At 41.0% G+C, this 26,482-nt stretch carries 27 protein-coding genes; 23 read left to right on the top strand and 4 right to left on the bottom strand.

What is annotated here, in order from left to right:
* Positions 1-3 precede the first annotated feature (3 nt).
* Together ACWIUO_RS07565 and ACWIUO_RS07560 are read right to left on the bottom strand one after the other, a co-directional pair.
* Positions 4-960 (bottom strand): DNA adenine methylase, encoded by a 957-nt coding sequence (locus ACWIUO_RS07565; protein WP_454177301.1) that lies wholly within the window; start codon positions 958-960, stop codon positions 4-6.
* Entirely contained in the window at positions 957-2,348 is a 1,392-nt protein-coding gene (locus tag ACWIUO_RS07560; RefSeq protein WP_454177300.1) for a hypothetical protein, read from the bottom strand. The genes ACWIUO_RS07565 and ACWIUO_RS07560 overlap by 4 nt, the downstream gene beginning before the upstream one ends.
* A gap of 226 nt (positions 2,349-2,574) precedes the next feature.
* On the opposite strand from ACWIUO_RS07560, the gene ACWIUO_RS07555 reads away from it, so the two are divergent.
* From ACWIUO_RS07555 to ACWIUO_RS07505, 11 genes are all read left to right on the top strand, one after another.
* Positions 2,575-3,855 carry an NAD(P)-dependent alcohol dehydrogenase gene (locus tag ACWIUO_RS07555; protein ID WP_454177299.1) on the top strand — a complete coding sequence of 427 codons (1,281 nt, stop codon included), beginning with the start codon at positions 2,575-2,577 and terminating at the stop codon, positions 3,853-3,855.
* A 32-nt stretch (positions 3,856-3,887) separates the two neighbouring features.
* Positions 3,888-5,102 carry an aldo/keto reductase gene (locus ACWIUO_RS07550; protein ID WP_454177298.1) on the top strand — a complete coding sequence of 405 codons (1,215 nt, stop codon included), beginning with the start codon at positions 3,888-3,890 and terminating at the stop codon, positions 5,100-5,102.
* Between the two features lie 9 nt (positions 5,103-5,111).
* Positions 5,112-5,993 carry a carboxymuconolactone decarboxylase family protein gene (locus ACWIUO_RS07545; RefSeq protein WP_454177297.1) on the top strand — a complete coding sequence of 294 codons (882 nt, stop codon included), beginning with the start codon at positions 5,112-5,114 and terminating at the stop codon, positions 5,991-5,993.
* A 142-nt stretch (positions 5,994-6,135) separates the two neighbouring features.
* A complete protein-coding gene (locus ACWIUO_RS07540; protein ID WP_454177296.1) occupies positions 6,136-7,149 on the top strand; it encodes an aldo/keto reductase in 1,014 nt (337 codons plus the stop codon).
* Between the two features lie 24 nt (positions 7,150-7,173).
* Positions 7,174-8,229, top strand: coding sequence for an aldo/keto reductase (locus ACWIUO_RS07535; RefSeq protein ID WP_454177295.1), 1,056 nt, complete (start codon positions 7,174-7,176; stop codon positions 8,227-8,229).
* A 104-nt stretch (positions 8,230-8,333) separates the two neighbouring features.
* Positions 8,334-8,765 (top strand): cupin domain-containing protein, encoded by a 432-nt coding sequence (locus tag ACWIUO_RS07530; RefSeq protein WP_454177353.1) that lies wholly within the window; start codon positions 8,334-8,336, stop codon positions 8,763-8,765.
* 139 nt (positions 8,766-8,904) lie between these two features.
* Positions 8,905-9,402, top strand: a complete 498-nt coding sequence (locus ACWIUO_RS07525) for a flavodoxin (RefSeq protein WP_454177294.1) — start codon at positions 8,905-8,907, stop codon at positions 9,400-9,402.
* 21 nt (positions 9,403-9,423) lie between these two features.
* Positions 9,424-9,888, top strand: a complete 465-nt coding sequence (locus ACWIUO_RS07520) for a cyclophilin-like fold protein (RefSeq protein ID WP_454177293.1) — start codon at positions 9,424-9,426, stop codon at positions 9,886-9,888.
* Between the two features lie 9 nt (positions 9,889-9,897).
* Complete coding sequence (locus ACWIUO_RS07515; RefSeq protein WP_454177292.1) at positions 9,898-10,542, top strand: sugar O-acetyltransferase; 645 nt, start codon at positions 9,898-9,900, stop codon at positions 10,540-10,542.
* Positions 10,539-11,246 (top strand): NAD(P)H-binding protein, encoded by a 708-nt coding sequence (locus ACWIUO_RS07510; protein ID WP_454177291.1) that lies wholly within the window; start codon positions 10,539-10,541, stop codon positions 11,244-11,246. The genes ACWIUO_RS07515 and ACWIUO_RS07510 overlap by 4 nt, the downstream gene beginning before the upstream one ends.
* A 19-nt stretch (positions 11,247-11,265) precedes the next feature.
* On the top strand, positions 11,266-11,454 hold the full coding sequence (locus tag ACWIUO_RS07505) for a hypothetical protein (protein WP_454177290.1): 189 nt from the start codon (positions 11,266-11,268) through the stop codon (positions 11,452-11,454).
* A 95-nt stretch (positions 11,455-11,549) separates the two neighbouring features.
* Here ACWIUO_RS07505 and ACWIUO_RS07500 read toward each other — a convergent pair whose 3' ends face one another.
* Positions 11,550-11,696: a hypothetical protein gene (locus ACWIUO_RS07500; RefSeq protein ID WP_454177289.1), complete on the bottom strand. Its 147-nt coding sequence runs from the start codon at positions 11,694-11,696 to the stop codon at positions 11,550-11,552.
* A 545-nt stretch (positions 11,697-12,241) separates the two neighbouring features.
* On the opposite strand from ACWIUO_RS07500, the gene ACWIUO_RS07495 reads away from it, so the two are divergent.
* The 11 genes from ACWIUO_RS07495 (at position 12,242) to ACWIUO_RS07445 (ending at position 24,865) form a co-directional block, all read left to right on the top strand.
* Positions 12,242-13,291 carry an LPP20 family lipoprotein gene (locus tag ACWIUO_RS07495; RefSeq protein WP_454177288.1) on the top strand — a complete coding sequence of 350 codons (1,050 nt, stop codon included), beginning with the start codon at positions 12,242-12,244 and terminating at the stop codon, positions 13,289-13,291.
* A gap of 289 nt (positions 13,292-13,580) precedes the next feature.
* Positions 13,581-14,003 carry a hypothetical protein gene (locus ACWIUO_RS07490; protein WP_454177287.1) on the top strand — a complete coding sequence of 141 codons (423 nt, stop codon included), beginning with the start codon at positions 13,581-13,583 and terminating at the stop codon, positions 14,001-14,003.
* Between the two features lie 373 nt (positions 14,004-14,376).
* A complete protein-coding gene (locus ACWIUO_RS07485) occupies positions 14,377-15,237 on the top strand; it encodes a hypothetical protein (protein ID WP_454177286.1) in 861 nt (286 codons plus the stop codon).
* 25 nt (positions 15,238-15,262) lie between these two features.
* Positions 15,263-16,531, top strand: coding sequence for an aminotransferase class I/II-fold pyridoxal phosphate-dependent enzyme (locus tag ACWIUO_RS07480; protein WP_454177285.1), 1,269 nt, complete (start codon positions 15,263-15,265; stop codon positions 16,529-16,531).
* Positions 16,532-16,584: 53 nt separating this feature from the next.
* Positions 16,585-18,279 carry a flagellar basal-body MS-ring/collar protein FliF gene (gene fliF, locus ACWIUO_RS07475; RefSeq protein WP_454177284.1) on the top strand — a complete coding sequence of 565 codons (1,695 nt, stop codon included), beginning with the start codon at positions 16,585-16,587 and terminating at the stop codon, positions 18,277-18,279.
* 130 nt (positions 18,280-18,409) lie between these two features.
* The gene (gene fliG / locus ACWIUO_RS07470; RefSeq protein WP_454173907.1) at positions 18,410-19,438 is read left to right on the top strand and encodes a flagellar motor switch protein FliG; all 1,029 of its coding nucleotides are present in this window, start codon (positions 18,410-18,412) and stop codon (positions 19,436-19,438) included.
* The gene (gene fliH, locus ACWIUO_RS07465; protein ID WP_454177283.1) at positions 19,419-20,201 is read left to right on the top strand and encodes a flagellar assembly protein FliH; all 783 of its coding nucleotides are present in this window, start codon (positions 19,419-19,421) and stop codon (positions 20,199-20,201) included. The genes fliG and fliH overlap by 20 nt, the downstream gene beginning before the upstream one ends.
* 69 nt (positions 20,202-20,270) lie before the next feature.
* Positions 20,271-22,160 (top strand): 1-deoxy-D-xylulose-5-phosphate synthase, encoded by a 1,890-nt coding sequence (gene dxs, locus ACWIUO_RS07460; RefSeq protein WP_454177352.1) that lies wholly within the window; start codon positions 20,271-20,273, stop codon positions 22,158-22,160.
* A 74-nt stretch (positions 22,161-22,234) separates the two neighbouring features.
* On the top strand, positions 22,235-22,681 hold the full coding sequence (locus tag ACWIUO_RS07455; protein WP_454177282.1) for a YkgJ family cysteine cluster protein: 447 nt from the start codon (positions 22,235-22,237) through the stop codon (positions 22,679-22,681).
* A 76-nt stretch (positions 22,682-22,757) separates the two neighbouring features.
* On the top strand, positions 22,758-24,341 hold the full coding sequence (locus ACWIUO_RS07450; protein WP_454177281.1) for a tetratricopeptide repeat protein: 1,584 nt from the start codon (positions 22,758-22,760) through the stop codon (positions 24,339-24,341).
* Positions 24,342-24,589: 248 nt separating this feature from the next.
* Positions 24,590-24,865 carry a hypothetical protein gene (locus tag ACWIUO_RS07445; RefSeq protein WP_454177280.1) on the top strand — a complete coding sequence of 92 codons (276 nt, stop codon included), beginning with the start codon at positions 24,590-24,592 and terminating at the stop codon, positions 24,863-24,865.
* A 236-nt stretch (positions 24,866-25,101) separates the two neighbouring features.
* On the opposite strand, the gene ACWIUO_RS07440 is transcribed toward ACWIUO_RS07445, so the two are convergent.
* Positions 25,102-25,485, bottom strand: a complete 384-nt coding sequence (locus tag ACWIUO_RS07440) for a hypothetical protein (protein ID WP_454177279.1) — start codon at positions 25,483-25,485, stop codon at positions 25,102-25,104.
* Here ACWIUO_RS07440 and ACWIUO_RS07435 point away from each other — a divergent pair.
* On the top strand, positions 25,436-26,482 hold a 1,047-nt coding region (locus ACWIUO_RS07435), incomplete at its 3' end, for a hypothetical protein (protein ID WP_454177278.1). The genes ACWIUO_RS07440 and ACWIUO_RS07435 overlap by 50 nt on opposite strands.

The following is a 26,482-nucleotide window of genomic DNA, read 5'->3' as shown; positions in this document are numbered from 1 at the left end:
TTGCTATCCTAAATCCAAAGGATTGTAATTTGTGATAAGCACTTCTTTGGTTTTGCTTTTATCTTTGTGCTTTGTTTGGTAGTTTGCATTTGTGTAGTGTGCCTCTAAATGCGTAGTAAAAAAGTTATTTTTGCTCACCCAATCTTGCAAAATCTTGTTTTGATTTCCTTTGTGGCTAAGCACATTTGAGAGTGCAAATCTAATGCCCTTTTTATGCAGATTAGCTAAAGATTCTAGCAGGGCGATTTCTAGATTCTCACTCCATCCGCTAAAGCCTCTTTTGCCGTCATTATAAGTGCCTTGCGTGATAAGATAGGGCGGGTCAGCATAGAGAAAACTCTTTTTTGTGAGGTGGATTTGGGATAAAAATTCTCTAAAATCTAGCGCGTAAAATGCAAAGTTTTTGCTCTGCAATGCGTGGATAAAACAAATGAGATTTTGCCTCATTGTCGCATTAAAGGTGGAGCGATTTTTGCCAAAAGGGGTGTTAAATTTATGGGCGTTATTAAAGCGGATTTGGTGGTTAAAAGCGTGTGCGATAAGGGCTAAGAGTTTAAGCGGTGTCTTATTTTTATTATAATCATCACGCAGGGCGTTGTAGCCTTGCGTGTTTATAGAATTTAAATGATATGTGGCAATGATTTGCTCTAAATTTTGCAAGCTAAAATCTACATTATAAGAGCGCAAAAATTCATACAGCTCAATTAGATACACGAGATTGTCATTGCAAATAATTTGCCTTGCATAGATTTGATTTTTATGCCAAAGTGGCGAATTTTGGCTAGATTCCACATTGATTGCCACATTTAGCCCACCACAAAACAAATCCACAAAGCTATCCACTTGCTTTGGAAACAATGGCAAAATCTGTGGCAAAAGGCGATATTTTCCACCGATATAATTTAGCGGGGATTTGATAAATCGTTGATTTTGTGCTTTATGTGCTAGATTCCAAGTCATTTGCCACCCCAAAAATCAAGCAAATTTTTTAACGCAATGATAAAAATTTGCGGGGCTTTTATGCCTAAAATCATTTTGCCCTTATTGTTGAGTAAAAAGCCTATTTCTACTTCGATGATTTTTTCATTATCGCTACCAAACAAAACAAGTGTGCGAATGATTTTATAGCGCGGATAACATCGCTTAATATACGCAGATTCTATAAAATCATAGTTTTTTAGCTCCTCAATGCCTTTGTGCTTATTCTCATACTTTTTTCCCTCTATGTTTGTGATTTCTAATCGCTCACTATCAAGCAAAATCAAATCAGGTATAAATAATCGCTTGTTTTTATCGCCACTCTTATACGCCTCTTTGTCCTCGTATTTTTCTAGCGCGATTGCGTTGCCATCGCTATCAAAAAAGTAGCCTTTTTCGCACCCTGCGTGATTTTCAAAAATAGACTCCGCACTTGTAAAATGCGTAACAACCAAATGAATAAAAATCGTGGCAAGTTTTTCGCCCTTTGTCTCATAATGCCAATATTCTTTTTGTGGTAGAGCTTTTGGCAGGGCTAAACCCTGCAAAGAAATGCCTAGCATATTTGCGATTTGGATAAATTTGTTGTCCTTGCCGACTTGATTTTGCGAAGTTAGCCCGTGTAAAATCACTTCGATTTTGCCATCAAATTTTAAAATGCGCAATGCTTTGGCTATACCACTTATCGCACCGATATTTGGGTCGTGTGAGAGTGAGCCACTTTTGGCTAATCTCCCTGAAATTTGCAACGCATTTGGTTTTTTAAAGATATTTATAGCCACATTGCCTTTTGGTGGCTTTCGCATCGCATTTTTAAAATCTATAAGTTCATTTATGGTTTCAAATGGTTTTAAGATTTCGCCTGATAGCGTTTTGCCCTCAATCTCAACGCCAAGTGTGCGTAAAATCCGCATTCCAAAGATATTTGTATCGGTGGGCTTTTGCTTTTGGCTTATGGCTAAATTATAAAACATAATCTTTGTGGCATTTGGATAAAAATAATCCACATACACAAATTTTGTAATGCGTTGCAAAGCTCCTGTATTGCGTGATTCTTTATCATCAGTTTTTGTTTCCTCTATGGCATAAAGTGGCGTATCTTTTGGCTTTGGCTCTGTGGCTTGAAAAAACACGAGATAATCCACAAAGCTACTGCCACCACTAATGATTTTTAGGTAGATTTTAGCGATTTTATTACACCGCACACCTATGATTTCATAGCTAAACAAAAACCGCTCATTTTCTATGATAGGCAAGATTCTAAGATTATCCACAAAAGCGACAAACTTTTTATCGCGCAAAAATCGCGTGATGATAAAGCGCAAAGTGCTAACTTTTGGTCGCTCCTCTGTGAGAATGTAGAGATTCATTGTGTGCCTTTTGGTATTGCTTATTTTGTGTTTTTGCGTTGGTTTTTATGCCGTGATTGTAGCATAGAAATGTTGTAGATTTTTTCGCGCTTTCTTGCACTTTTTTAGACTTTTTGCAAAATCTTTGAAAAATTTGTGATTTTCCTCTTGACTTAGAGTTGCTATCAGGTTTTATAATTGCGATAAATCTAGAATCTAGATTGCAAATACATTTAAAGGAGCAAATATGCAAACGATTAAAAATAAGCAAAGGCGAGAGTTTATCGCAGATTCTGCAAAAATGGGTGCGCTTGGCGTAAGTGCGATTTTGGGAGGCTCTGCAATCTTTGCAAGCGATGCAAATACCGCCCAAACAAGCGAGCAAAATCACGCAAAAAAAGCGCAAAAACTATTTGGCATAGATGAGGCGATAGCACAGGCAAAAAGCGGACAGAGAATCCAAAGCAAAGGCTACGCAGCTTTTAGCAAGGATTTTGCATTTAAGCCATACGCTTTCACGCGCCACCCGCTAGGTGAGCGCGACATTTTGATAGAGATTTTATACGCGGGGATTTGCCATAGCGACTTGCATTCAGTCGCTGGAGACCACCACGCGACTATCTATCCCATAGTCCCCGGGCACGAAATCGCAGGGCGCGTAGTCGCAGTGGGGAGCAAAGTTAGCAAGTTTAAAATCGGTGATTACGCAGGAATTGGCTGTATGGTAAATAGCTGTGGCGAGTGCGAAGCGTGCAAGCGTAGCGAAGAGCAGTTTTGCACCAATGCTAAAACCGTCTTTACTTACAATAGCAAAGATGTCTTTCACGGCGGTGAAAACACCTATGGTGGCTACTCAAACAACTATGTAGTAAGCGAAAAATTTGCCATAAAAGTGCCAAAATCCGCACAGATTGAAAAAGTCGCGCCCCTGCTTTGCGCGGGGATTACGACTTATTCGCCTATAATGTTTAGCAAGGTAAAAAAAGGGCAAAAAGTCGCCGTTGCAGGGGTTGGCGGACTAGGGCATTTGGCGGTGAAATATATGGTGGCTTTGGGCGCGGAAGTTACGGGGTTTGACATAGTAGATAAGACGGATTCCGTGCTAAAACTAGGCGCGAAGCGATTTATCAATGTCAAAAGCAAAGAATTTAGCCAAATCGCAAATGAATTTGACTTCATCATCTCAACTATCCCTTATCACTACGACATAAACGCCTATCAAAAAATGCTAAAAATGTATGGCGAAATGGCAATCGTGGGCTTACCATCGTCAAAAGATAATCCGCATTTGGACGCAAATGCGATGATTTGGCAGTTTAGGCGTAAGATTTATAGCTCGCTTATCGGTGGCATAAAAGAGACGCAAGAAATGCTAGATTTTAGCGTGAAAAATAATATCTACCCGCAAATTGAGCTAATCCCTATCAGTGAGCTAGATAACGCCTACAAAAAAGTCGCAAAAGGTGAGGCAAATTTTCGCTTCGTCATTGATATGCGAAGTTTGAGCGCGACAGATTTCGTGCGATAGGCGTTTAAATTTTAAAATTTAAAGGAATAAGTATGCAAAACACAAGCGAGTCTAAACGGCGAGCGTTTCTCAAAACTTCGGGCAAAATCGCCCTAGCAAGTATGGCTATGACTTCAGGCGTTGCGCCACTAATGGCGCATTCAAATCAAAGTGCGATAAACCAAAACAAAGCAAATCCAAATCAAAAAGGAGCAACGATGAGCAAAACATATTCTACACCCACAATCACGCGCAAGGCAAATGGCGTGAATTTTATCAAAGTCGGCAACACGGACATTGAGATTAGCCAAATCTGCATAGGGGCGATGAGCTTTGGCAAGGCTGGGACTTTGCACGATTGGACGCTTGATGAAGCACAAAGCGAATCTATCATCAAACACGCGCTAGATAAGGGCATAAATTTCTTTGATACAGCAAATATCTACTCCGCTGGGACAAGCGAGGAATATTTAGGCAAAGCGTTAAAAAAGCACGCAAAGCGCGAAAATGTCGTCATTTCATCAAAGGTGTATTTTAACGAGGGGATTTTATCGCGCAAGGCGATTTTGCGCGAGATTGATGGCACTTTGAAGCGACTTGGGACGGATTATTTGGATATTTATATTATTCATCGATTTGACTACACAACGCCAATTGCTGAGACTATGCAAGCACTCCACGATATAGTCAAAGCAGGGAAAGTCCGTGCGTTAGGTGCTAGTGCTATGTTTGGCTATCAGTTTGCAAATATGCAACAAATCGCCAAAGACAACAACTTAACGCCATTTAGCATTATGCAAAATCACTATAATTTGCTCTACCGAGAGGACGAGAGAGAGCTAATCCCCATTTGCAAGCAGCAGGGCGTTACGCTTATGCCTTATTCGCCACTTGCTTCTGGGCGTTTGGCACGAGCAGAGTGGAAAACTAACACCGCGCGAAGCAAAACCGACAAAGTCGCAATGGGCAAGTATGATAAAACAGAATCACAAGACAAAGTCATCGTAGAGCGCGTAAATGAACTTGCAAAGAAAAAAGGCGTGGCGATGAGTCAAATTTCATTAGCGTGGCTTTTGGCAAAAGGTGCTGGTTCGCCTATAATCGGCGCAAACAAAACCAAATATATCGATGAAGCACTGCGTGCGATGAGCGTGAAACTAAGTGATAAAGAAATCGCGTATTTAGAGGAAGCATATATCCCACACGAAATCGTGGGCGCAAATACAGAGGAACAAGCAAAAGAGTCGTTAAAAAATCTAGTCAAGTAAGGAAGCACAATGAAAAATCGCCGTAATTTTATCACACAATCTAGCAAGGCAGTAATCGCGCTTAGTGCGCTAAATACATTAGGTATATTTAGCGCGATAGGCTTAAGTGCGTGCGCCAAAACAAACACAAAAGGAGCAAATATGAACCTCACAAACACAGCGAAATCAAACTTAGAGCGATATTTTGGCAAGGATTTTAGCGCGAGTGAGCTAGCACAAAATGACGCAGAATTTTTAGAAAGATACGCAAATTTTGCCTTTGATGAAGTGCTATCTTTTGCGAACTTAGAGGAAAAAGAGCGACTTATGCTAACGCTTGGTGCGCTTATCGCCACACAAGGAGTGAGCGAGTATAAAAATATGCTTAATGCTAGTCTAAATGCGGGCGTAAGCCCTGTGGCAATCAAAGAAATCTGCTATCAAGCTACGCCATACATTGGAATGGGTAAGGGGCTAGATTTTATCATCACTACAAATGAGGTCTTTAAAGCGCGCAAAATCCCAATGCCTCTAGAATCTAGAGCCACCACCACGCGAGAAAATCGTGTAGAAAAAGGGCTAGAAGTGCAAAGAACAATCTTTGGGGAGGCAATCGATAAAGGCAATGCAAGCGCACCAAATGATGAAAAACATATCCGCACATTTTTAAGCGGGCATTGTTTTGGGGATTTTTATACGCGAGGCGGGCTTGATTTGAGATTCCGCGAGCTTTTGACATTTGTCTTTGTCTCAAGTATCGGCGGGGCAGACGCACAAGTCAAAGCACACGCTCAAGGCAATCTCAATATGGGCAATGACAGGGCTAAACTCATTGCTACCATTACCGCGCTTATCCCCTATATCGGCTATCCGCGCGCGCTAAACGCACTAAATGCGATACCAAAGGGGTAAAATCTAGCTATGCGATTTTTTTGTATTTTTTGCAAAATCTTTGAAAAATTTGTGATTTTCCTCTTGACTTAGAGTTGCTATCAGGGTTTATAATTGCGATAAATCTAGAATCTAGATTGTAAATACATTTAAAGGAGCGAGTATGCAAAACACAAGCGAGTCTAAACGGCGAGCGTTTCTCAAAACTTCGGGCAAAATCGCCCTAGCAAGTATGGCTATGACTTCAGGCGTTGCGCCACTAATGGCGCATTCAAATCAAAGTGCGACAAACCAAAACAAAGCAAATCAAAAAGGAGCAAATATGCAAACGATTACACTACATAACGGCGTGAAAATGCCAATTTTGGGCTATGGGACTTATCAAATCCCAAACAATGAGGTGCAACGATGCGTAGAAGACGCGCTAAGCGTGGGTTATCGGCTAATTGATACCGCACAGGCTTATGCAAACGAAGAGGGCATAGGCGCGGCGATAAAAACCGCGCTAAATGGCGGGACAAAGCGGGAGGAACTCTTTATCGAAACAAAGCTATGGATTAGCCACACAAACGAAAAGGACGCATTTAAGGCGTTTGAGGCAAGTTGCAAGAAGTTGGGCGTGGATTATGTTGATTTATACATTATCCATCAGCCATTTAACGATACTTACGGCGCGTGGCGTGCGATGAGTAAGCTACACAAAGAGGGCAAAATCCGCGCTATTGGCGTGAGCAATTTTTATGCGGATAAAATCACGGATTTTTGCACATTTAACGACATAAAACCCGCTCTCAATCAAATCGAAATGCACCCGCTTTTTCAAAAAGAGAACGAGCAAAAAATCAACAATGATTTAGGCGTGGCGGTGCAGAGCTGGGCAAGTTTTGCGGAGGGCAAAGGCGGAATGTTTAGCAACAAAGTGCTAAAAAGTATCGGGGAAAAATATGGCAAAACCCCCGCGCAAGTGATTTTGCGCTGGCTAATTGAGCGTAATGTCGTGGTGATTCCCAAAACTACGAAAATCGAGCGAATGCGGGAGAATTTCGCTGTGTTTGATTTCAAACTCACTGCCGAAGACAAGGCAAAAATCGCCAAATTAGACACGGGCAAGACACAATTTATCGACCACAGAGACCCGCAAATGGTGAGCTTTTTAGCAAATTATAAAGCAAAATAGGGATTTGTAGCAAAGGAGACAACAATGAAAAAACTAGCATTTACAGGCGATTTGCAAAGGCGCGAATTTATCAAAAATAGCGCGAAAATGAGCGTAGCTTTGGGCGCATTAGCGACATTTGGTAGCTCAACTCTTTTGGCAAAGAGTGCGGATTCAAAGAGCGTGAATCTTAAAAATAGCACAGATTCAAGCGCGAATCTCACCAAAGATTCAAGCAAAATCCCCACATTCACGCTAAATAACGGCGTTGTAATGCCAGCAGTGGGATTTGGCACACTTAAACTTGGCGATACCAAAGCCACGCAAAAAGCCGTAGAGGACGCGCTAGAAGCGGGTTATCGATTATTTGACACCGCGCAAAGCTACGCAAACGAGGAAGCCATAGGCTACGCATTCAAAGCCACAGGGGTAAAACGCGATGAATTATTTATCACTTGCAAACTTTTTCGCCCTTATGCGAACGAAAAGTTGGCAGGAAAAGCCTACTTTGAGAGCCTAAAAAAGCTCAAAATCGACTACGCAGATTTATACCTAATCCACCAGCCCGTAAATGACACTTATGGCGCGTGGCGGGCGATGAGTGCGCTTTATAAGGACAAAGCTGTCCGCGCCATTGGCGTTAGCAACTTTAATCCCGCACGGATTATGGACTTCGTGCAAAACAACGAAATCAAACCCGCGCTCAATCAAATCGAGTGCCATCCGCATTTTCAAAACCAAAAGGCGTTGCAAAATCTAAAAGAATTAGGCATTCAAATGGAGGCGTTTAGTCCGCTAAAACAGGCACAAGACAATATTTTGAATGACAAAGTTTTAAGCACAATCGCCAAAGCGCATAAAAAGAGCGTGGCGCAGGTGATTTTGCGCTGGATTTATCAGCGAGGCATTATTAGCGTTGCAAAGACTATCAAGCCCACGAGAATGCGAGAGAATCTAGCTATTTTTGACTTTGAGCTAACAAGCACAGATATGGCAAAAATCGCCAAATTAGAGACAGGCAAACCCTTGCTAGACCATCAAGACCCCGCACGAATCAAGTGGTTTAACGAGCGCACAGCAGGGGAGAACTTTACGCGATAGGGATTTTGTTTGATAAAAGTTGCATAATTTTGGTTTTTAATTTGAAAGGAGAAAAAATGAAAGCAAAATCTATCGCGCTATGCGTGATTTTGGGAGGTTTGAGTATGGTAAATGCAAGCGAGCAAGAGTTAATCAAAGCGGGGAGTTTGGGCGGATTTGAAGGCAATGATACGATTTTTAGTGGCAAAGTCAAAGTTACCAAACTTTTTAATGACGCGCCTTATCGGGCGTTTGGCGGGGGATTGGTGGAGTTTAGCAAAGGGGCGCGGAGCGCGTGGCACACACACCCTGCGGGACAAACGCTAATCGTAACAGATGGCGAAATCATCACAGGTAGCGAAAATGGCGAAGTGCGAATCGCACGCAAAGGAGATACAATCATTTGTCCGCCAGATGTGAAGCATTGGCACGGCGCGACTGACAAGCAAAATGTCGCACATATCGCCCTTACAGGTGTGAGAAATGGGCAAAATGTCGTGTGGCTAGAAAAGCTAAGCGATGAGGAATACAAATCCGCGCTAAAAAAAGCGAAGTAGGGTTTGACAAAATCCGCATACAAAATCCGTGCGCAAATCTAGCGTAGTTGCATTCTAGTTTCACGCGCTTTTGGGCTTATCTACACGCAAATATAATGGAGCAAAGCGCGTTTAAATTTTAAAATTTAAAGGAGTAATGATGAATATTTTGGTGGCATATTTTAGTGCGAGTGGGATTACCAAAGAAGTCGCACAGACAATCACAAAAGTAGCGGGGGAAATGCAGGGCGCACAATCTTGTGAAATTTATGAAATCACGCCTGCAACGCCTTACACAAGCGCGGATTTGGATTGGACAAATGAGCAAAGTAGAAGCACGATTGAGTGCAAGGACAAAAGCTCACGCCCGCCCCTTGCGGGTAATATCGACATAGCGCGCTTTGAAGTTGTCATCATAGGATTTCCTATTTGGTGGTATAGCGCGCCGCCTGTGGTGTTTAGCTTTTTAGAATCAAGCGATTTTGGTGGCAAGATTATATTGCCATTTTGCACGAGCGGTGGGAGTGAGCTAGGCTCTGCCCCGCGCGATATGCAAAGGCTCGTGCCAAATGCCAAAGTCCTAGATGGAGCGAAATTTAACTTCGGGGCAAACAAATCCACTATCCGCAAATGGCTAACAAACGCGGGAATCGTGTAAAATCTAGCAAAAGGAACAAGTATGCAAAAATTTCTCATAAAAATTGCTAGATTTTTGGCGTTTATTGTGTTTGTCGCGATGCCTTTGAGCGCGGAATCTAAGCATAAGGATAGCAAAATGATAATAGAGCTCAAATTGCAACTACAAAGTGGCATAGTAACATCAAAAGTAAAGCTAGAGGATAATCCCGCTACGCGCGATTTTTACGCGCTTTTGCCTTTGAGTCTAGAATTTCGCGACTACGATGGCAAAGAAAAAATCTCGCCCAAACTGCCAAGAGGGCTCAACACAAGCGGACTAAATGGCTACAATCCGCAAGTGGGGGATTTGTTTTATTTTAGCCCGTGGGGGAATTTGGGGATTTTCTATGAAAAGCAACCATTTCATAGCGGACTTGTGCACTTTGGGAGCGTGGATTTGCAAATTTTGGAAAAAATCAAAGCACAAAAAGAGAGCTTTGTGATTACATTTGAGAGGGCAAAATAGGGAGCAAAAATGCAAAATCTTATGGCGAATTTTAAGGAATTGCTAGATTTAGAGCGTGTGGACTTCACGCACGAAATTTTTGCGCGGGATTTGAGAGGCGATGGGATAAACTATCAAAGTAATGGCTGGGAGGAAATGTTTAAGGCGATTACTAATGCCCAAAAAATCGTAGCGCACCTAAATTCAGGCTACCGCTCCCGCGAGGAAACACGGGCGATTTTAAGCGAACTTTTTGGCTACACGCTTGATTATAGTGTGTGGATAATGCCACCATTTTACACGGATTTTGGGCGTAATATTGCCTTAGAAAAGGGCGTGTTTATCAACACTTGTTGCACTTTTATGGATAGGGGCGGGATTGAAGTGGGCGAAGCGACATTTATCGCGCCAAAGGTAAATATCGTAACGATAAACCACGATTTTGACCCGCATAACCGCGCTACCACATTTTGCAAACCTGTCAAAATCGGCAAACGCGTGTGGATAGGCATAGGCGCGACTATCTGTCCGGGCGTAAGCATAGGGGATAACTCCATAATCGCAGCAGGCGCAGTAGTAACTAAAAATGTCCCGCCAAATGTCATCGTAGGGGGCAATCCCGCGCGAATCATAAAACAACTAGAAAATCACAAAAAACCAAAGGGGGTAGAATGAAAAAAATTTTAACAGCACTTTTTAGTGTCTTTGCTTGTTTATTAAATTGTGCGTGTGCGGTTTCGTGGCAAAAGAGCGATTTTATCGACATAAAAGGGCGCGAATCAAAAGCACAGATTCTTATCATCGGCGCAAATGGTAGCGTGGCAAAAGTCGCTACGCAGGGATTTTTGGTTGGCACAAATGCGAATCTAAAATTATTTTTGCGTGATTCGGGGCGTTTATCAAGCATTGCAAAGGCAAATCCAAGCAAAATCACGCTAATTGAAGGCGATGCGCTTGACATTGACGCGCTAAAAAATGCGATGAAAAATGTCAATGTCGTGTATGCAAATCTAGCAGGGAGCGACATTAAACAAATGGCGCAGACGATTATAACAGCAATGAAAGAAACGGGGCTAAAAAGGCTTATTTGGATAGGAAGCTATGGCGTGTATGATAGCGAAAATGTCTCGCACCGCTCCCGCCACGCCGAACCTATAAGGCTTATCGAATCTAGCGGACTTGATTACACGATAATCCGTCCGCAGTGGTTTTCAAACGCCGATGAGATTGACTATGAGCTAACGCGCAAGGGCGAAGTTTTCAAAAATCCAAGCGCGTATATTTCGCGAAAATCCATAGCGCATTTGGTGATTCGCCTGTGTGTAGAGCCAAATTTTGGCATAAAAGAGAGCTTTGGCATAAACAAACCCGCAAAATAGATTTTAAAAGGATTTATAGATGAAACACATAAAAGATTCGCGCATAAATCGGCGCGTATTTTTGGCTATGTCGTGTGGATTTATGATAAATGTCGCTTTTGGCGGTTCGCAAGATTTGCATAAATCGCGCGAGGATTTGCTTAAAAATGCGCGAAATATTATTGTGTATTATTCGAGCTATCCGCGCAACAAAGCGCAGTTTCTTTAAAAAATCGCTAGATTTTGCGTGGCAATCTATAGTTTTTTTTGAGATACTTCGCTTCGCTTAAGTATGACAAAATTCTTTTGTGGATTGCCAAGATTCTAGCCTTTTTCACAAAAGGCTAGAATCTTGGCAATGACGATGGGAGTGTGGATTGTCGCGCGTTGTCCTGCAACGCTCGCAATGACGGCAATACAAATTCTCACAATGACGGCAAGATTTGCTACAAATAAGATTTTGTCAAACAAATAAGTCTTTAGAAGCAAAAACCCAAAGTTTTAATACTCAAAGTTTTAATAGTAGAAGAAACTTTAATATGGAGGTTTCAAATAGCATAATCGCAGTCAAAGCATTTAAATTTTTGTTCTTAAATGTTTTGGCTCATTAAAGTTTCATTTTTTAGAAGCAAAAAATAAAAAAGATAGGATTAAAAACATTCTATCTCTCGGGATTAAATTACGCTTTGACTAAAAAGCTCGTGTGGTATAAATGTTTTTACGCTGTGGTTGTGTTATTTAAGATTTTGAGGGTGTTTAATGACTAAAAAAGCCTGATAGATTTTTAGGGTATTTGTGATAAAAACTCGATAGATTTTGTGCTGTTTTTATAAATCTCATAAACATAGTAGTTTCAAAGTTTATAAAAAATTGCTTAAGATTTTGCAAAAATAGTGTAGAATGCGTTTTCTTAGAATGTGTGCAAAATCTAGCCCAAATCAACATTCAAATTAGTATTTTGGCATTTACAAAATGCTACAAAATCAGCTACACAAAGGCAAACAAAAAGGGAGAATATGCAAAAAATCGAACATTTGCAAACAAAGCAAGACAAACAAAATCTAGCCCAAAATCTCACAAAAAAAGAGGCAAAAAAAGAAAAAACCCAAGCGATGATAAAAAATATCAAACAAGCACGCGGGCTAAAAAAAATGTGGCTTTGTATCGTGTTTGGGGCGTTGCTACTGCTAGATGGCGGAGTGGTGGAGGCAAATCCTCCCAAATGGTTTTTGACGCCCAAAAGTGCGAGCGATACGCTATATGGGCTAGGTAGTGGCGATAGCCTAGCAAAAGCAAAAATGGAGGCGGCAAATGACTTAGCACAAAGCGTGCAAACACAAGTCAAATCCCGCACAAATATCACAAATAGCGCGCAAAATGATAGGTTTGATTCTAATTTGGAGCAAAATATTTCGCTTAGCAGTGCTATGCTGGATTTGCAAAATCTAAAAATCACGCAAAAATCTCACTCAAAAGGCGTGTATTATGTCGAGGTGGCTATCGCAAAAAAAGACATAGCAATGCCGATAAAATCTAAGCTAGAGCAAGGAATCGAGCGATTAGAATCCCTCCCAAAATCTTGCTCTAGCCTAAGCCTAAAAGATTTTGCCCTGCTTCAAAAAGAGCTAAAAAACGCGAGAGAATCTAGCGCGATTTTGCGTGCTTTGGGGTTTGTGGGGGCTGATTTTGAGAAGTTTGAGGAGCTAGAAAAGGCAAATCTACCAAAACCAAAACTAAAAGTAGAAATACGATTTGAGGGCGATAATGTGGGCGACAAAAACGATAAATCCGTATTTTTGGGCGAAGTGGCAAAATTTGCTCGCATAGTAAATGAGCCAAACATACATACGCTATATATCGAGGCAAGCACCACAAATGCGCAAAAAAGCGTGAGTGTGGAAGTCAAAGCGGTAGTAAAAGACTGCGCTGATAATGTGCTGTGGGAGGCTAGCTTTAGCGAGACTCAAGCAAGCAAGTCAAAAGCCTTTAGTCGTGCTGGGGTGGTGCTGTATAAAAAGCTACTAGATTTTAGCGGCAGCTCTCAAAGCGGAATCCCTAAAATCTAACCTTAAATCTAATCTAAAATCTAAAATAAAATCTAGCCTTTTTATGCGTTTTTTTTTGATGGATTTTACGCCAAAAAAGTTAAAATCATTGAAAGCGCATTTGCCACCATTTTATCCTTGCAACCTAACCGCATTTAGCCACATTTAGCCCTAAGTTGAATTTGAAATATGGATTTAGTGGGGTTTTTGTGAGTTTTTTAAGCTAAATGATTCAAAAAAACTAAAAAGCAGAGAGAACAGGAAAAATAAGATATAATCCCCATTTTATTTCACTTATAAAGGATTGTAAATGCAAGAAATTGCAGGATTAAAAAGATTGTTACAAGCGGTGTTAGTGGCATTATGTGTGCTTAGTGTAAATGCTTATAACGATGAAATAAATAATAAACAAAACGCGTTAAATAATAAATCCGATGCGTTAGAAAAAAAGTTAGATGCGTTAGATAAAAAGGATGCGTTAAATCTAAGGTTATTAGAAGTGTTAGAAAAAAAGTTAGACGCGTCGTTAGATAAAGATGATTATGATGAAGAAACAAGAGAATTGTTAATTGGTAAAATGTTTTCGTTAAGGTTTAAAGGAGGAGCAATGATTGAAAAATACTATGATTTAAGGAGAAAATCATTTGATTATATTTCGATTTCCTTAGAAACTAAAGAATCTAATTTAAAAAGGTGGGATAATTTGAAAAAATTCGAGGATAATTTGAAATAGCGGGAATCTCATTTGAAAGAGTTGGAAAACTATCTAAATAGAAAGGAATCTGAATTGGAAAAATATATAAACCAATCTAAAGCAAAATACTTAAAGTAAAGTTTTGCAATGTGAAAAACTTTTTCTTGCGAATGCAACGAGCGCACGCAATCGTTACGAGGTTTTTAAAATTATCTTTAAAATTAGCAGGCGTTGTAAAGTTGTGAAAATATGAAAAAATAATCGACAAATGCCAGAATTGGCACTAATCGGCAAATTTTTTATAAATTTAGCACAAAATATAGATTTTGCAAATGTTTTTATTTCTTTGTGCTATAATTGCCCTATTTTCTTAGTTTTGCGTTAAGTAAAGATTTAGCACAAAGGATTTTATATGGGCTCTATAAAATATTTTATCGTTGGGTTTTTGGCAGTCGGGCTTTTTGTCGGTGGAGCGTTTTTTATGCGACTAAGCGAGCAAAAAGACAGCTTTCTTGGCAACAAAGAAAAATCTCACTTCTCTCAAACTCTTACTTCACAAAAACAACTTCCCGTTGAACTCTATGTAGGTGCTTTTGGGTTTAAAAGCATTTCACAAAATCCAAACTCACAAGAAATACAGCTTATCAAAAATACCCTAGCTTCCGCGATAGAGCGAGCTAGGAGGGAGCAAAAATGTCAAGGTGGGGATTTTGATTTGCAAAAAAATAGCAACAAAAATGAAAAAGACGCAAAAAGTGAAAAAACTGATGAAAATAATGCAATCGATTTTAGCATTGCAAACAACCTAAATGCCTTTATAGGTGGCGTAATCGAATGCAAATTTAACAAAGATGAGTTTGCGAGCTATCAAGCAATGCTAAAAGACATTGATTATCTAGCACTAAAAAGTGGCGTCCTAAGGCTTGCAAACTACGGCATAGAGCCTCTTATCACGCAAGAGCAGTTATCTAATGCAAGCAAAGAAGTGTATGCCGAGCTATCCAAAGAAATCAAAAAACAGCAAAGCGCGATAGAGGGTGGGTTTGGCGTGAAATGTGAAATAGCGCGAGTGGAATTTTTTGATGATGCGTATAGGCAAAATCTTGCTTTGCAAGGGCATCATAGCGCGATGCTAAAAAATATGGGGGCAAGCGGGATAAATAAAGCAAATGCGGATTTTCTAAAAGAATCTAGCATAGCAGATTTTGCCCTGCCTTTGCAAAGTAGCAAAAATGTCGAGTTTAAATCGTTTATCTCTTTTAAATGCAAATAACAAAATCTAAAATATAGGGCATAAAATGCGCTTTAACAAAGAGCTAGAACATATCGCCACTTATCAAGCGGGCAAACCCATAGAAGAAGTCGTGCGAAAATTTGGGCTAAAGCAAGATAATATTATCAAACTAGCGAGCAATGAAAATCCATTTCGCGCCTCGCCAAAAGTAGTCGAAGCAATCAAATCAAACGCGCATAATGCCAATCTTTACCCCGATGATTCTATGCTAGCACTTAAAGAGGGTTTAGCAAAAAGATTTGCCATAGGCGTAGAAAATCTAATCATAGGCTCAGGTAGCGACCAAGTCGTAGAAATGTGCGTGAGGGCAAAAGAAAATCTAAGCAGCAATCCACAAGAGAATTTAAAAGAGAATCTGCAAGAGAATTTGCGAGAAAATTTACAAGAAAATTTGAAAAATAATCTGCAAAAAAATCCACAAACAAACACGCAAAATGCGACAAATCCGCAAAATAGCTCAACCCAAAAACCTGCCGTCCTTATGGCTGGCATTACCTTTGCGATGTATGAGATATACTCTAAAATCGCGGGATTTAGGATACTTCGCACAAGTAGCGATACGCACAATCTAGCCCAATTTACCCAAATGCTAGAATCTAAACCAGAGATTATTTTTCTTTGCGTGCCAAATAATCCTTTGGGCGAATGTTTGGACGCAAAAGAAGTGTATGAGTTTTTAGACATTGTGGCAAAAAAATCCCCTCAAAGTTTGGTGCTAATCGATGGGGCATATCAAGAATTTGCACGCTACAAAGATAAAGCAAAAGAGATTTCCCCGCTAGAGATTGTGGAGCGATTTTCAAACGCCATTTATCTAGGCACTTTTTCTAAGGCTTATGGGCTAGGCGGTATGCGCATAGGCTATGGCATAGCAAATCAAAATCTAATTTCGATTTTACACAAAGTTCGCCCGCCGTTTAATATCACCACCCTTAGCCTTGTGGCTGCTAGCGAAGCACTAAAAGATGATGATTTTATGCAAGAGAGTGTTAGGCAAAATTTTATCCAAATGCAGCGATATGAGGATTTTGCAAAATCTAAGGGCATAGATTTTATCCCATCTTTTACCAATTTCATCACGCTTATTTTGGGGGATAATCTAGATTCTAGCAAAATATGTGATTGGCTTTTGTCTCAAGGGATAATTATCCGCAATCTAGCAAGCTACAAAATGAATGCGTGCAGAATCACTATCGGGCTAGATTCTCAAAACACACGCGTGCTAGAATGCCTAGATAAAGCATTATCACAAAATCTAGCACTACAAGCCTAAAATAACGACCAACAAAACAAACAAAACAAACAAAACAAACAAAAGGAAGTCAAGTGGAAGCAAAAGCATTTTTAGAGAGTATGCACAAACTTTATAGCAAGCTCAATAAAAAACAACGCGTTGTTATTGCTGCTACTGCTGTGATTTTGATAGCATTTTTTGTATTTTTGGTGGTTTTTTCGGGCAAAAAACCCCAAAGCGAATATGGAGTGCTTTTTGACAAGCTAGATTCTGCGGATAATGCGCTGATTTTAGAATACCTAAAAGAAAAACAAATCCCTTATAAAATCCCTAGAAATGATGTCATTGAAATCCCAGCAGAGCGCGTAGCGGAGGAGCGTATCGAGCTAGCCGCACGCGGTATCCCAAAAACCTCAAAAGTAGGGTTTGAAGTCTTTGATACAAACGACATTGCTGCGACAGATTTTACCCAGCAAGTGAAGTTTTTGCGCGCCACAGAGGGCGAGCTAACGCGCACGATTGAGGCATTAGAGCCGATTTTTAAAGCAAGTGTGCAAATCGCAAATCCAAAAGAGAGTCTTTTTGTCTCTACTTCTGTGCCACCTACCGCTGCGGTAATGGTGCAAATAAAGCCCGGGGCGCAATTATCTTCATTTCAAATCACAGGGATAAAAAACCTAGTCTCTGCGGCTATCCCTAAGCTAACGCCTGAAAATGTCAAAATTGTCGATAGCAATGGTATGCCCTTAGGCGAGGATAATGAGCTACTAGGGCTAAATGAAGTGCTAAAACAACAATATGCGTTCGTGCATAAAGAGGAGCAAAAAAAAGCAGATGATATTGTAAAACTACTAAGCCCCCTTGCAGGTGGGGCTAGCAAGGTAGTGGCTATCGTGCATTTGCAGTATGATTTTAGCCAAAGAGAATCCGTAAAGCAGACTTTTGACCCCGCACAAGTGCTTCCACGCGCACAAAGAGACTATGAAAAACACAAAGTAGGACCGGGCGAAAAACGCATAGGCGGAATCCCCGGCGTAGAGTCAAACATAGGACCTGTGCAGGATTTGGATAATGAAAATGGGCTTACCAAAGAAGATGAGAGCGAAACGATTGTAAATAACGAAATAGGCAATGAAACAATAAAGACAAAATTTTCGCCCGGCGAGCCTATCCGTATGACAGCGTCCGTGCTAGTCAATGGCGAACAAAGACTAACCACAAATGAAAATGGCGATGAAGTGCTAGAATATGTCCCCTTCACGCCAGAGCGCATAGCAAAGCTAGAAAAACAAGTCCAAGATGCTATCGGCTATAATTCAAATAGGGGAGATTCTGTAACGGTTTCGGATTGGGATTTTTCTAAAAACGATAGGCTAAAACCACCTCAAACTTTTGTAGAAAAAGCCACCGCACTCATCGCGCAATACATTCCATTGCTAAAATATGTCATAATCGCTGTGATTGTGTTTATATTCTACAAAAAAGTCATTGCACCATTTGCAGAGAGAATGCTTGAAATGCAAGACGCAGAGGAAGACAAAGTCGAGTCGCTATTTGAAGTCGATGACGATGATGATGAGCTGACCTCGCGCTTTGGCGATATGAAAAAGCGCATAGAAGACCAGCTTGGGCTTAGTGGCGCAGGGTTTAGCGAAGATGAAGTCAAATACGAAGTATTGCTAGAGAAAATCCGCGCCCTTATCCAAGAAAAACCAGAAGAAGTCGCCTCTCTTTTCCAAAAACTTATCCACGATGAGATAGGCACGCCCACAGAGCGGACAAGTTAGATTTTGGCAATTTCTAAAAGAAAAGTAAAATCCAAATAAAACATAGATTTTTTAGATTTTCTAGCATTTGCCAAAATAAGCCAAAAATAAGCGATATAAAATCCAACACAAAATCTTATAAGGAGACAAAATGGCACTAAACCAACGACAAAGAGCGCAATATGATGAATTATCTATGAGTGAGAAAATCGCCATTTTGCTTATCCAAGTAGGTGAGGAGCTCACTAGCGAGATTTTCAAAAATCTTGATATTGATGGCATTACAGAAATTTCGCGCCAGATTATGCAGTTAAAAGGCACAGACAAAGCCATAGGCGGTGCAGTGATTGAGGAATTTTACGCGATTTTTCAATCAAATCAATATATCAACACGGGCGGTTTGGATTACGCACGAGATTTGCTTACCAAAGCATTGGGACCAGAAGAAGCCAAACGCATTATGGATAAACTCGCTAAGACTATGCAGTCTGCGAAAAACTTTGCTTATCTATCCAAAGTGCGACCCCAACAGCTTGCAGATTTTATTGTCAATGAGCATCCCCAAACTATCGCGCTGATTTTGGCACATATGGACGCCACAAGCGCGGCAGAGACGCTAGGGCAGTTTAGCGATGACAATACGCGTGCTGAAATTTCTATTCGTATGGCAAACTTAGGCGATATATCGCCAAATGTCGTAAAAAGGGTATCTACCGTGCTAGAAAACAAACTAGAATCACTCACAAGCTACAAAGTCGAAGTCGGCGGACCGCGCGCTGTGGCTGAAATGTTTAACAGACTTGGGCAAAAGGCTGCAAAAAATACGCTAGCCTACATCGAGCAAATCGATGAGCAACTAGCAAGCGAAATCAAAGAAATGATGTTTACATTTGAAGATATTATCGGGCTTGATAAAAACGCTATTAGGGAGATTCTCAAAGTCGCGGACAAAAAAGACCTCACAATGGCTCTAAAATCCGCACCCGATATGCTAAAACAAAAATTTTTAGAGCAGATGAGCTCTCGCGCAAGCGAGCAGTTTGTGGAGGAAATGCAGTTTTTGGGTGCGGTTAGAATGCGTGATGTGGAAGCCGCACAAAGAAAGATTGTCGAAGTAGTCCAAACCCTTAGCGAACAAGGCGTAATCCAAGTCGGCGGAGATGATGATGTCCTTGTCTAGTTTTGGCGAAGAAAATCTAATCGCAAAAGAGCGCGCTAGCAAGCACAAAATCACGCGCTATGAGTTTAGCCCTATCGTGCTTGATGAGGTAGAATCTAGCTCTGAAGCACCAAAAGAAATCGAGGTAGAACCTAGCCAAAAAGATGATTCGTTGGAGAAAGAATTGGTAGAAAAATTATTAGGCAAAATTGATGAGCTATCCACTTCGCTAGCAAAAATGCAAATGCAGTTTGAAAAACAACAGCAAGAAATGGAATCCCAAATCGCCACTGCGCGAAATGACGCATACAAAGACGGCTTGCGCGATGGCGAAGAAAAAATCAAAGCAGAATTTCAAAACGAAATCCAAAAAGAAAAAAATTCCCTAATAGAATCCGCTATCACTTTAGGGACTGCGATGAAAAACTCTGAAACACATTTGCGCGAGCTAGAAAAAGAGCTTAGTGGCATAGCAGTAGATATGGCAAAAGAAGTCATAGCAAAAGAAGTAGAGAATGATTCTAGCGCGGTGGCAACGGCTTTGGCAAAAGAGCTGCTAGGCTCAATAGCAAATGCCACAGATATACATATTCGCGTAAATCCACAGGATTTGCAAAGCCTCCAAGAATCCCTAAAAGACTATCCAAAGCTAAAAATTCAAGCAGACAACGCTATCACAAAAGGTGGCTTAATCATCAATAACGGCGGGGGAATCATCGATGGAAGTATCTCAAATCGCTACAAAACCCTAAAACAATCCGTGCTTGAAAATCTAAAAGACTAAAAAACAATGCCACAAAATAACCCAAAATCAAACACAGGGCTTGCCCTCCCCCAAAAACCCATAGAATATATGGACATAAAAGAGCTATATGCGCTAGCAGAGATTTTGCGAGGCAGAATCTTAGAAGTGGTTAGCAAAAATGGCGGGCATTTAAGCTCATCGTTAGGTGCGGTGGATATTATTGTGGCTATGCACTATGTGTTTCATCGCAAGCATAATCCATTTATTTTTGATGTTTCTCATCAAGCCTACGCACACAAACTTTTAAGCGGGCGATTTGAGGATTTTGCCTCATTGCGACAATTTGGCGGGATTAGCGGATTTTGCAATCCAAAAGAATCTAGCGCGGATTATTTCATCGCTGGGCATAGCTCTACTTCGATTTCGCTAGGCGTGGGCGTGGCAAAATCTTACAAACTAGAAGGAAAAAATGGCTTGCCTGTGGTGCTGATAGGCGATGGCTCTATGAGTGCGGGGCTTACTTATGAGGCGTTAAATGAGCTAGGCGATAGAAAATACCCAATGGTAATAATCCTAAATGACAATGAAATGAGTATCGCTCGCCCCATAGGCGCGATTAGCAAGCATTTATCCCATCTTATCTCACACCCTATGTATCAATCTTTTCGCAACTTCACAAAAAAATTTTTGGAGAAAATGCCTGATTCTGCGAGTTATCTAGCAAAGCGTGTGGAGGAGAGTTTTAAGCTCATTACCCCGGGGATTTTGTTTGAAGAAATGGGGATTAGCTACATAGGACCTATTGATGGGCATAAGCTAGAGGAGCTGATTTTTTGCCTTAAAAGAGCGCGCGAGATGGAGCGACCTGTCATCGTGCATATCCAAACCATAAAAGGCAAGGGCTACAAAATCGCTGAAGGACCTTATGAAAAATGGCACGGGGTTGGGGCGTTTGATTTGCAAACAGGACAGCCACTTAAAAAACCCGCTAGAAATTCAAGCGACTCTATTAGCGCAAAATCCCCCACAGAAGTGTATTCAAACACGCTTTTAGAAATCGCCAAAAAAGACAAAAAAGTCGTAGGCATAACCGCAGCTATGCCCGGTGGCGTGGGGCTTGGCAAGCTAATGGATTTATACCCTGATAGATTTTGGGACGCAGGTATCGCAGAGCAGCACTGCGTAACCTCTATGGCAGCGATGGCAAAAGAGGGGTTTATCCCATTTGTTAGCATTTATTCGACTTTTTTGCAAAGGGCGTTTGACCAGATTATCCACGATGTGGGGATTTTGGGCTTGCCTGTGCGATTTAGCATCGATAGGGCTGGAATCGTAGGCGAAGATGGCGAGACTCATCAAGGGCTTTTTGACATTGCATATTTGCGGATAATCCCGAATTTTGTCCTTTTTGCCCCGCGTGATAATGCCACGCTCATAGAAGCGGTGCATTTTGCCCATAGCTTTGATAGCGCGCCTTGTGCGTATCGCTATGTGCGGGGGAGTTTTGTGCTAGATGCGCTAGAATCTAGCAAGCCTATTTATGAGCCTAGCTCATTTATGCTTGGCAAATGCGAAGTGCTAAAAGAGGGCAAAGATATAGCCTTAATTGGCTATGGAAATGGCGTAGGCAGGGCGCACCTCGTATGTAAAGAGCTAGAAAATCTAGGATTTTCCCCTAGCCTTATAGACTTGCGATTTGTAAAGCCACTAGATGAAAATCTTGCCAAAATCATCAAATCCCACGCTATTTCATTCGTATTTAGCGATAGCTACAAGCAAGGAGGAGTGGCAAGTGCTATCAATGAAATGCTAAGTCAAAAAGGCATTTTAAAGCCTATCATTAGCTTTGAGCTAGATTCTGCATTTGTCCCGCACGGCAATGTCTCTAGCGTGGAAAAACATCTAGGGCTTGATACTAGCTCTCTACTATCACGCACGCTAGAAATGCTAAAATCTCATAGCATATCCCCCATCTCAAATCCCACGCTAGAATCTTAAAATCCTCTTAAAAACCTTGAAACATAAAGATTCTAGCCGATTTGTCAAAGAGAAAAAAGCAAAAAGAACAAACTATGCAAGATACTTTGTTAGATGGTGCAATTAGGCAAAAAGATTTTGGTTTTGGCTTTAGCCAAAAAGCGTGTGAAACCTGCGGTGGCAAATGCTGTGTGGGGGAGAGTGGCTATATATTTTTAAGCCTAAAAGAAGCAGAGCAAATCGCTAAGTTTTTGTCCTGCTCGCTAGAAGATTTTGCCAAAAAATATCTAATCAAAGTTGGGTATCGATTTTCACTTGTCGAAAAGCCCTATCAAAATGGCTTTGCGTGCGTGTTTTTTGATGAGCAAAAAAAATGTTGCAAAATCTATCCGCTTCGCCCAAAGCAATGCGTGGATTTTCCTTTTTGGGAAAAATACAGGGGCAAAAAATGTGAGGAATTAACCGAACTTTTTGCGATGTGCAAAGGGGTTGTAAATCCCGCTGATAGTGTGGATTCTCTCATAGAAAATATCAAAATCTAAAACGCACTTAGACAAAATCTAAACTAGCGAAATCCAATCTAGTAAAATCAAAACTAATCAAAAAAAGGAAAAAAGCGTGAATCAAAAAAGCCTTACACAAAAATCATTTACAAGATTTGCAAAATGCGCATTTATATCGCTATATTTGTGCAGTGTTTTTTGCGCCATAGCAGTCGCCACACAGCACGATACCACCCAAGACAATGCAGAATCTAGCCAAACCCAAAAAAAACACTTATCAAAAAAACCAAATATAAAATCAAATCCACAACCAGACACGCAAACAAGCGCGCAAATAAATCCACAAACAAGCGCGCAAGAAAACATAGAATCCGCTTTTAAATTCTCTTTGCAAAACTCCCATACCCTCACCGCACAAATCGCCATAAGACAGCCATACAACGACTTAGAAACCACTTTGCCTAACGAAAATACAGAAATGCCAAAGATTTTGGATTCTCATAAAGATTTGCTTTTGTTGCAAGGGGCTGATGATTTGTATCATAGCAATTTTGCAGAATCGCTAGAGAATTTTTTGCTTTTATACGATGAAACAAAAGAGCCTTATTATGCAAAGCTAGCCGCTCAAGCCGCGATTGGCACGGGCGATATAAACAAAGCATTTAGCCTAGCAAATCTATACATAGAGCAAAGTGGCGATGATAATGACCCTATCATCAATAAGATTTTAGCCGATGCGTTTGTCCAAAATGGCGAGATGGACAAAGCCATAATCGCGCTTGAAAAAGTCAAAAAAGTCGAAGAAACAGACGCCCTAAATGATGTCCTAGCAAATCTCTATATGCTCCAAAAACAGCTACCAAAAGCCCTAAATATATTTGGCGAACTATACACCAAAACCAAAAGCCCAGAAGTGCTAAAAAAGATTTTAGTCATATTTTTATCCCAAGAAAAAAACCAGCAAGCGTTAGGATTGCTTAGCGAACATCTCATAAGCGAGGGTTGCGAGGAAGGATTTTGCGAGGAGGCTTTGAGTTTTTATGTGGATTCAAACGCGCTAAATATGGCAAAAGCGGTGTTTGAAACGATTTATAAAAAAGCCCCTACGATTCCAAATGCTACCAATTATATGCGCGTGCTAGTCGCCCTCAAACAATACCAAGAAGCGCAAGGGATTGCGCAGAGTTTTCCATTTGACCAAGGGCTTTTGCTAGATTTGTATGTGATGCAAGGGGATTTTGAAAAAGCGCGGGATTTGAGTGCGCAAATCTATGCCAAAAGCAAAAATCCTAGATTTTTAGCCCTAGAAGCGATATATGGGCTAGGCGAAAACGACATCGCAAAAGATTCTGCCATAGAGGCGGCAAAAAAGCTAGAAAAAGCAATCAAAGAGCGCAAAAAAGAACTCCAATCAAACAAACAAAAGCCAACCAACCAAGATGCGTTTTTTTATAATTTTTGCGGATATTTGATGATAGATTTTGACATAGATATAAAAAAAGGTATCGAATATGTCAAAGAAGCATTGCTTGTAGAGCCTTACTCGATTTCATACATCGACTCGCTTGCGTGGGGGTATTATAAGCTAGGGGATTGTGTGAAGGCTAGTGCTACTTTTGCCCAAATCCCTCAAAATCGTATCGACAAAGAAGCCGAGCTAAAAGCCCACTCCACGCAAATCAACACTTGCAAAAAATAAATCTAGGCTTTTGCTTGATGCTAGCGGCATAGTGATAAATTTTGCCATATTGAGATTTTTTAGAAATCAAAATACTGATATTTTTTTTTGGAAAATACAATACTGATATTCTTTGAAAATCAAAATACTGATTTTTTTGTAAAATAAAATATTGATATGTTTTATGAAATAAGATACTGATATTTTTTAAAAATCAAAATACTTATATTTTTTTGGAAAATAAAATACTGATATTTTTAGAAATCAAAATGTCCAAATCCCCCCTCCATTACACTGCATACATAGGATTTTGCCTTTTGTCCCCCACCCACTTAGCACGAGTGGCTATGGGGTGGGTATCATTGCTAGAATCTAGGCTTTTGTTAAAAAGCCTAGATTTGTGGCAATCCACACCCACGCTGTCATTGCGAGCGAGTCGCAAGACTTGCGCGGCAATCCAAAAATTCCCCCACATTGCGGAGAGGCTAATGGGGTGGGTATTTTTAGATTCCACTTCCACCAAAACGCCACCTCGTCATTGCTAGCGGATTTTGCATAAATCCGCGTGGCACAAGCCCGTATCTACAAAGTAGCGATTTAGTGTGTAAGCGCGAGCGGGCGCAGTTGCGCTTGAAAAATCCAAAATCAAAAACATATCAAAAACATAAAAATAAATTGCCTAGATTTTACAACTTTTATAATCCGTCATTGCGAGCGTGGCTTACGCCACGCGTGGCAATCCACCCACGCCGTCATTATAGGCAAGGATTCTGCTCTTCCGTCATTGCGAGCAAGTCGCAAGACTTGCGTGGCAATCTATTGATTCTGTATTACATTGTGGATTGCCACGACTTCCTGCGGAAGTCTCGCAATGACGATAAATTTTTGTCTGATTGCTATTTTTTGTCATATTGAGGGCAAAGCCCGAAATATCTCTGTTTTTATCGACATTTTGAGATACTTCGCTTTGCTTAGTATGACAAGAAACCCACCCCCTAGCCCCCTCCGCAAGGGAGTGGGAAACAATACCGTCATTGTGAGATTCTGCAACTTTGTCAAAAGTTGCAGAATCGTGGCAATCTATTTTGTCTATATCGTAGTGTGGATTGCCACCTATGTTTTTTGTCGTGGATTGCCACGCAAATGCTAACGCATTTGCTCGCAATGACAGCAATGCAACTTTCAATGACAAGATTGCAAATTTTGCTAGCGCAAAATCTACCCACCCCCAAACCCCCTCCGCAAGGGAGGGGGCTTATTTTGGATTGCCACGCGCAACGAGTTGCGCTCGCAATGACGACAATGCAAATTCTCGCAATGACGGCAGGATTTCCCCCTCCCTTGCGGAGGGGGCTAGGGGGCGGGTAAATAAAACCACCGCGCCCAAAAAACGCCTAGCGTTATCCATAGCCACAGCTAGCCTCATAGCTAGCCTTAGCCTAGACACCATAGCAGCGCAGGTAAATTGCCGCACTACCGTAAATGACTACACACCGGGTAGTATCTACAATGACTTTGATGGGCGCACAAAAGTCTATACCTGCACGGGCAATGCTGATTGGACAGAGATGACAGGAAGTGGCGCACGGCACTTGCACGAATCCTATGAGACAAATCAGTATTGGAATACCACCGTGCAGTTTGGCACGGCAAGTGAGAGGCTAACTATCGGTGGAGGCACACAACAAATCGATGTAGGGCTAAATCGTTTTAGAGGGCAGGGGTATTTAGGATACCCGCACGACTACAAAAAAGGATTCTACAAATTCATAGAATTTGGGCTTTTGGACGCAAAAGATATGAGCTTTCGTATCACTTCTCAAGGGCAAGTCCAAGCAAGTGTAAAAACCATAGCCCAAGCACATATCGGCTCACTTATCCTAGCTAGCGATACTACCACAGAAGCTGGAGATAGGGGGAACTGGACATATAATTGGGACGGGAAATTGGGAGGAATCTTTCAGCATATAACCATAGGGCATAGCTCTACAATAGGCACTATCAAGGTAGAATCTGGCACGCGAATGGTATATAATATGGACATCAAAGACAACGCTAGCGTAACTTATATCACTAATGAGGGCAGTCTAACAAATTTGCGAATAGACGGTGCTCAAGTAAGCGAGATAAAAAACGGAAATAACGCGTGGCTAGGCACAATC

The sequence above is a fragment of the Helicobacter sp. T3_23-1056 genome, from assembly GCF_053654535.1.
This window is presented reverse-complemented; position numbering and strand designations above follow the sequence as displayed.

Bases quoted from the DNA above. Each gene is read 5' to 3' on its own strand.
- ACWIUO_RS07565 (WP_454177301.1), bottom strand. From the start codon at position 960: ATGACTTGGAATCTAGCACATAAAGCACAAAATCAACGATTTATCAAA.
- ACWIUO_RS07560 (WP_454177300.1), bottom strand. From the start codon at position 2,348: ATGAATCTCTACATTCTCACAGAGGAGCGACCAAAAGTTAGCACTTTG.
- ACWIUO_RS07555 (WP_454177299.1), top strand. From the start codon at position 2,575: ATGCAAACGATTAAAAATAAGCAAAGGCGAGAGTTTATCGCAGATTCT.
- ACWIUO_RS07550 (WP_454177298.1), top strand. From the start codon at position 3,888: ATGCAAAACACAAGCGAGTCTAAACGGCGAGCGTTTCTCAAAACTTCG.
- ACWIUO_RS07545 (WP_454177297.1), top strand. From the start codon at position 5,112: ATGAAAAATCGCCGTAATTTTATCACACAATCTAGCAAGGCAGTAATC.
- ACWIUO_RS07540 (WP_454177296.1), top strand. From the start codon at position 6,136: ATGCAAAACACAAGCGAGTCTAAACGGCGAGCGTTTCTCAAAACTTCG.
- ACWIUO_RS07535 (WP_454177295.1), top strand. From the start codon at position 7,174: ATGAAAAAACTAGCATTTACAGGCGATTTGCAAAGGCGCGAATTTATC.
- ACWIUO_RS07530 (WP_454177353.1), top strand. From the start codon at position 8,334: ATGGTAAATGCAAGCGAGCAAGAGTTAATCAAAGCGGGGAGTTTGGGC.
- ACWIUO_RS07525 (WP_454177294.1), top strand. From the start codon at position 8,905: ATGAATATTTTGGTGGCATATTTTAGTGCGAGTGGGATTACCAAAGAA.
- ACWIUO_RS07520 (WP_454177293.1), top strand. From the start codon at position 9,424: ATGCAAAAATTTCTCATAAAAATTGCTAGATTTTTGGCGTTTATTGTG.
- ACWIUO_RS07515 (WP_454177292.1), top strand. From the start codon at position 9,898: ATGCAAAATCTTATGGCGAATTTTAAGGAATTGCTAGATTTAGAGCGT.
- ACWIUO_RS07510 (WP_454177291.1), top strand. From the start codon at position 10,539: ATGAAAAAAATTTTAACAGCACTTTTTAGTGTCTTTGCTTGTTTATTA.
- ACWIUO_RS07505 (WP_454177290.1), top strand. From the start codon at position 11,266: ATGAAACACATAAAAGATTCGCGCATAAATCGGCGCGTATTTTTGGCT.
- ACWIUO_RS07495 (WP_454177288.1), top strand. From the start codon at position 12,242: ATGCAAAAAATCGAACATTTGCAAACAAAGCAAGACAAACAAAATCTA.
- ACWIUO_RS07490 (WP_454177287.1), top strand. From the start codon at position 13,581: ATGCAAGAAATTGCAGGATTAAAAAGATTGTTACAAGCGGTGTTAGTG.
- ACWIUO_RS07485 (WP_454177286.1), top strand. From the start codon at position 14,377: ATGGGCTCTATAAAATATTTTATCGTTGGGTTTTTGGCAGTCGGGCTT.
- ACWIUO_RS07480 (WP_454177285.1), top strand. From the start codon at position 15,263: ATGCGCTTTAACAAAGAGCTAGAACATATCGCCACTTATCAAGCGGGC.
- fliG (WP_454173907.1), top strand. From the start codon at position 18,410: ATGGCACTAAACCAACGACAAAGAGCGCAATATGATGAATTATCTATG.
- fliH (WP_454177283.1), top strand. From the start codon at position 19,419: ATGATGATGTCCTTGTCTAGTTTTGGCGAAGAAAATCTAATCGCAAAA.
- dxs (WP_454177352.1), top strand. From the start codon at position 20,271: ATGGACATAAAAGAGCTATATGCGCTAGCAGAGATTTTGCGAGGCAGA.
- ACWIUO_RS07455 (WP_454177282.1), top strand. From the start codon at position 22,235: ATGCAAGATACTTTGTTAGATGGTGCAATTAGGCAAAAAGATTTTGGT.
- ACWIUO_RS07445 (WP_454177280.1), top strand. From the start codon at position 24,590: ATGTCCAAATCCCCCCTCCATTACACTGCATACATAGGATTTTGCCTT.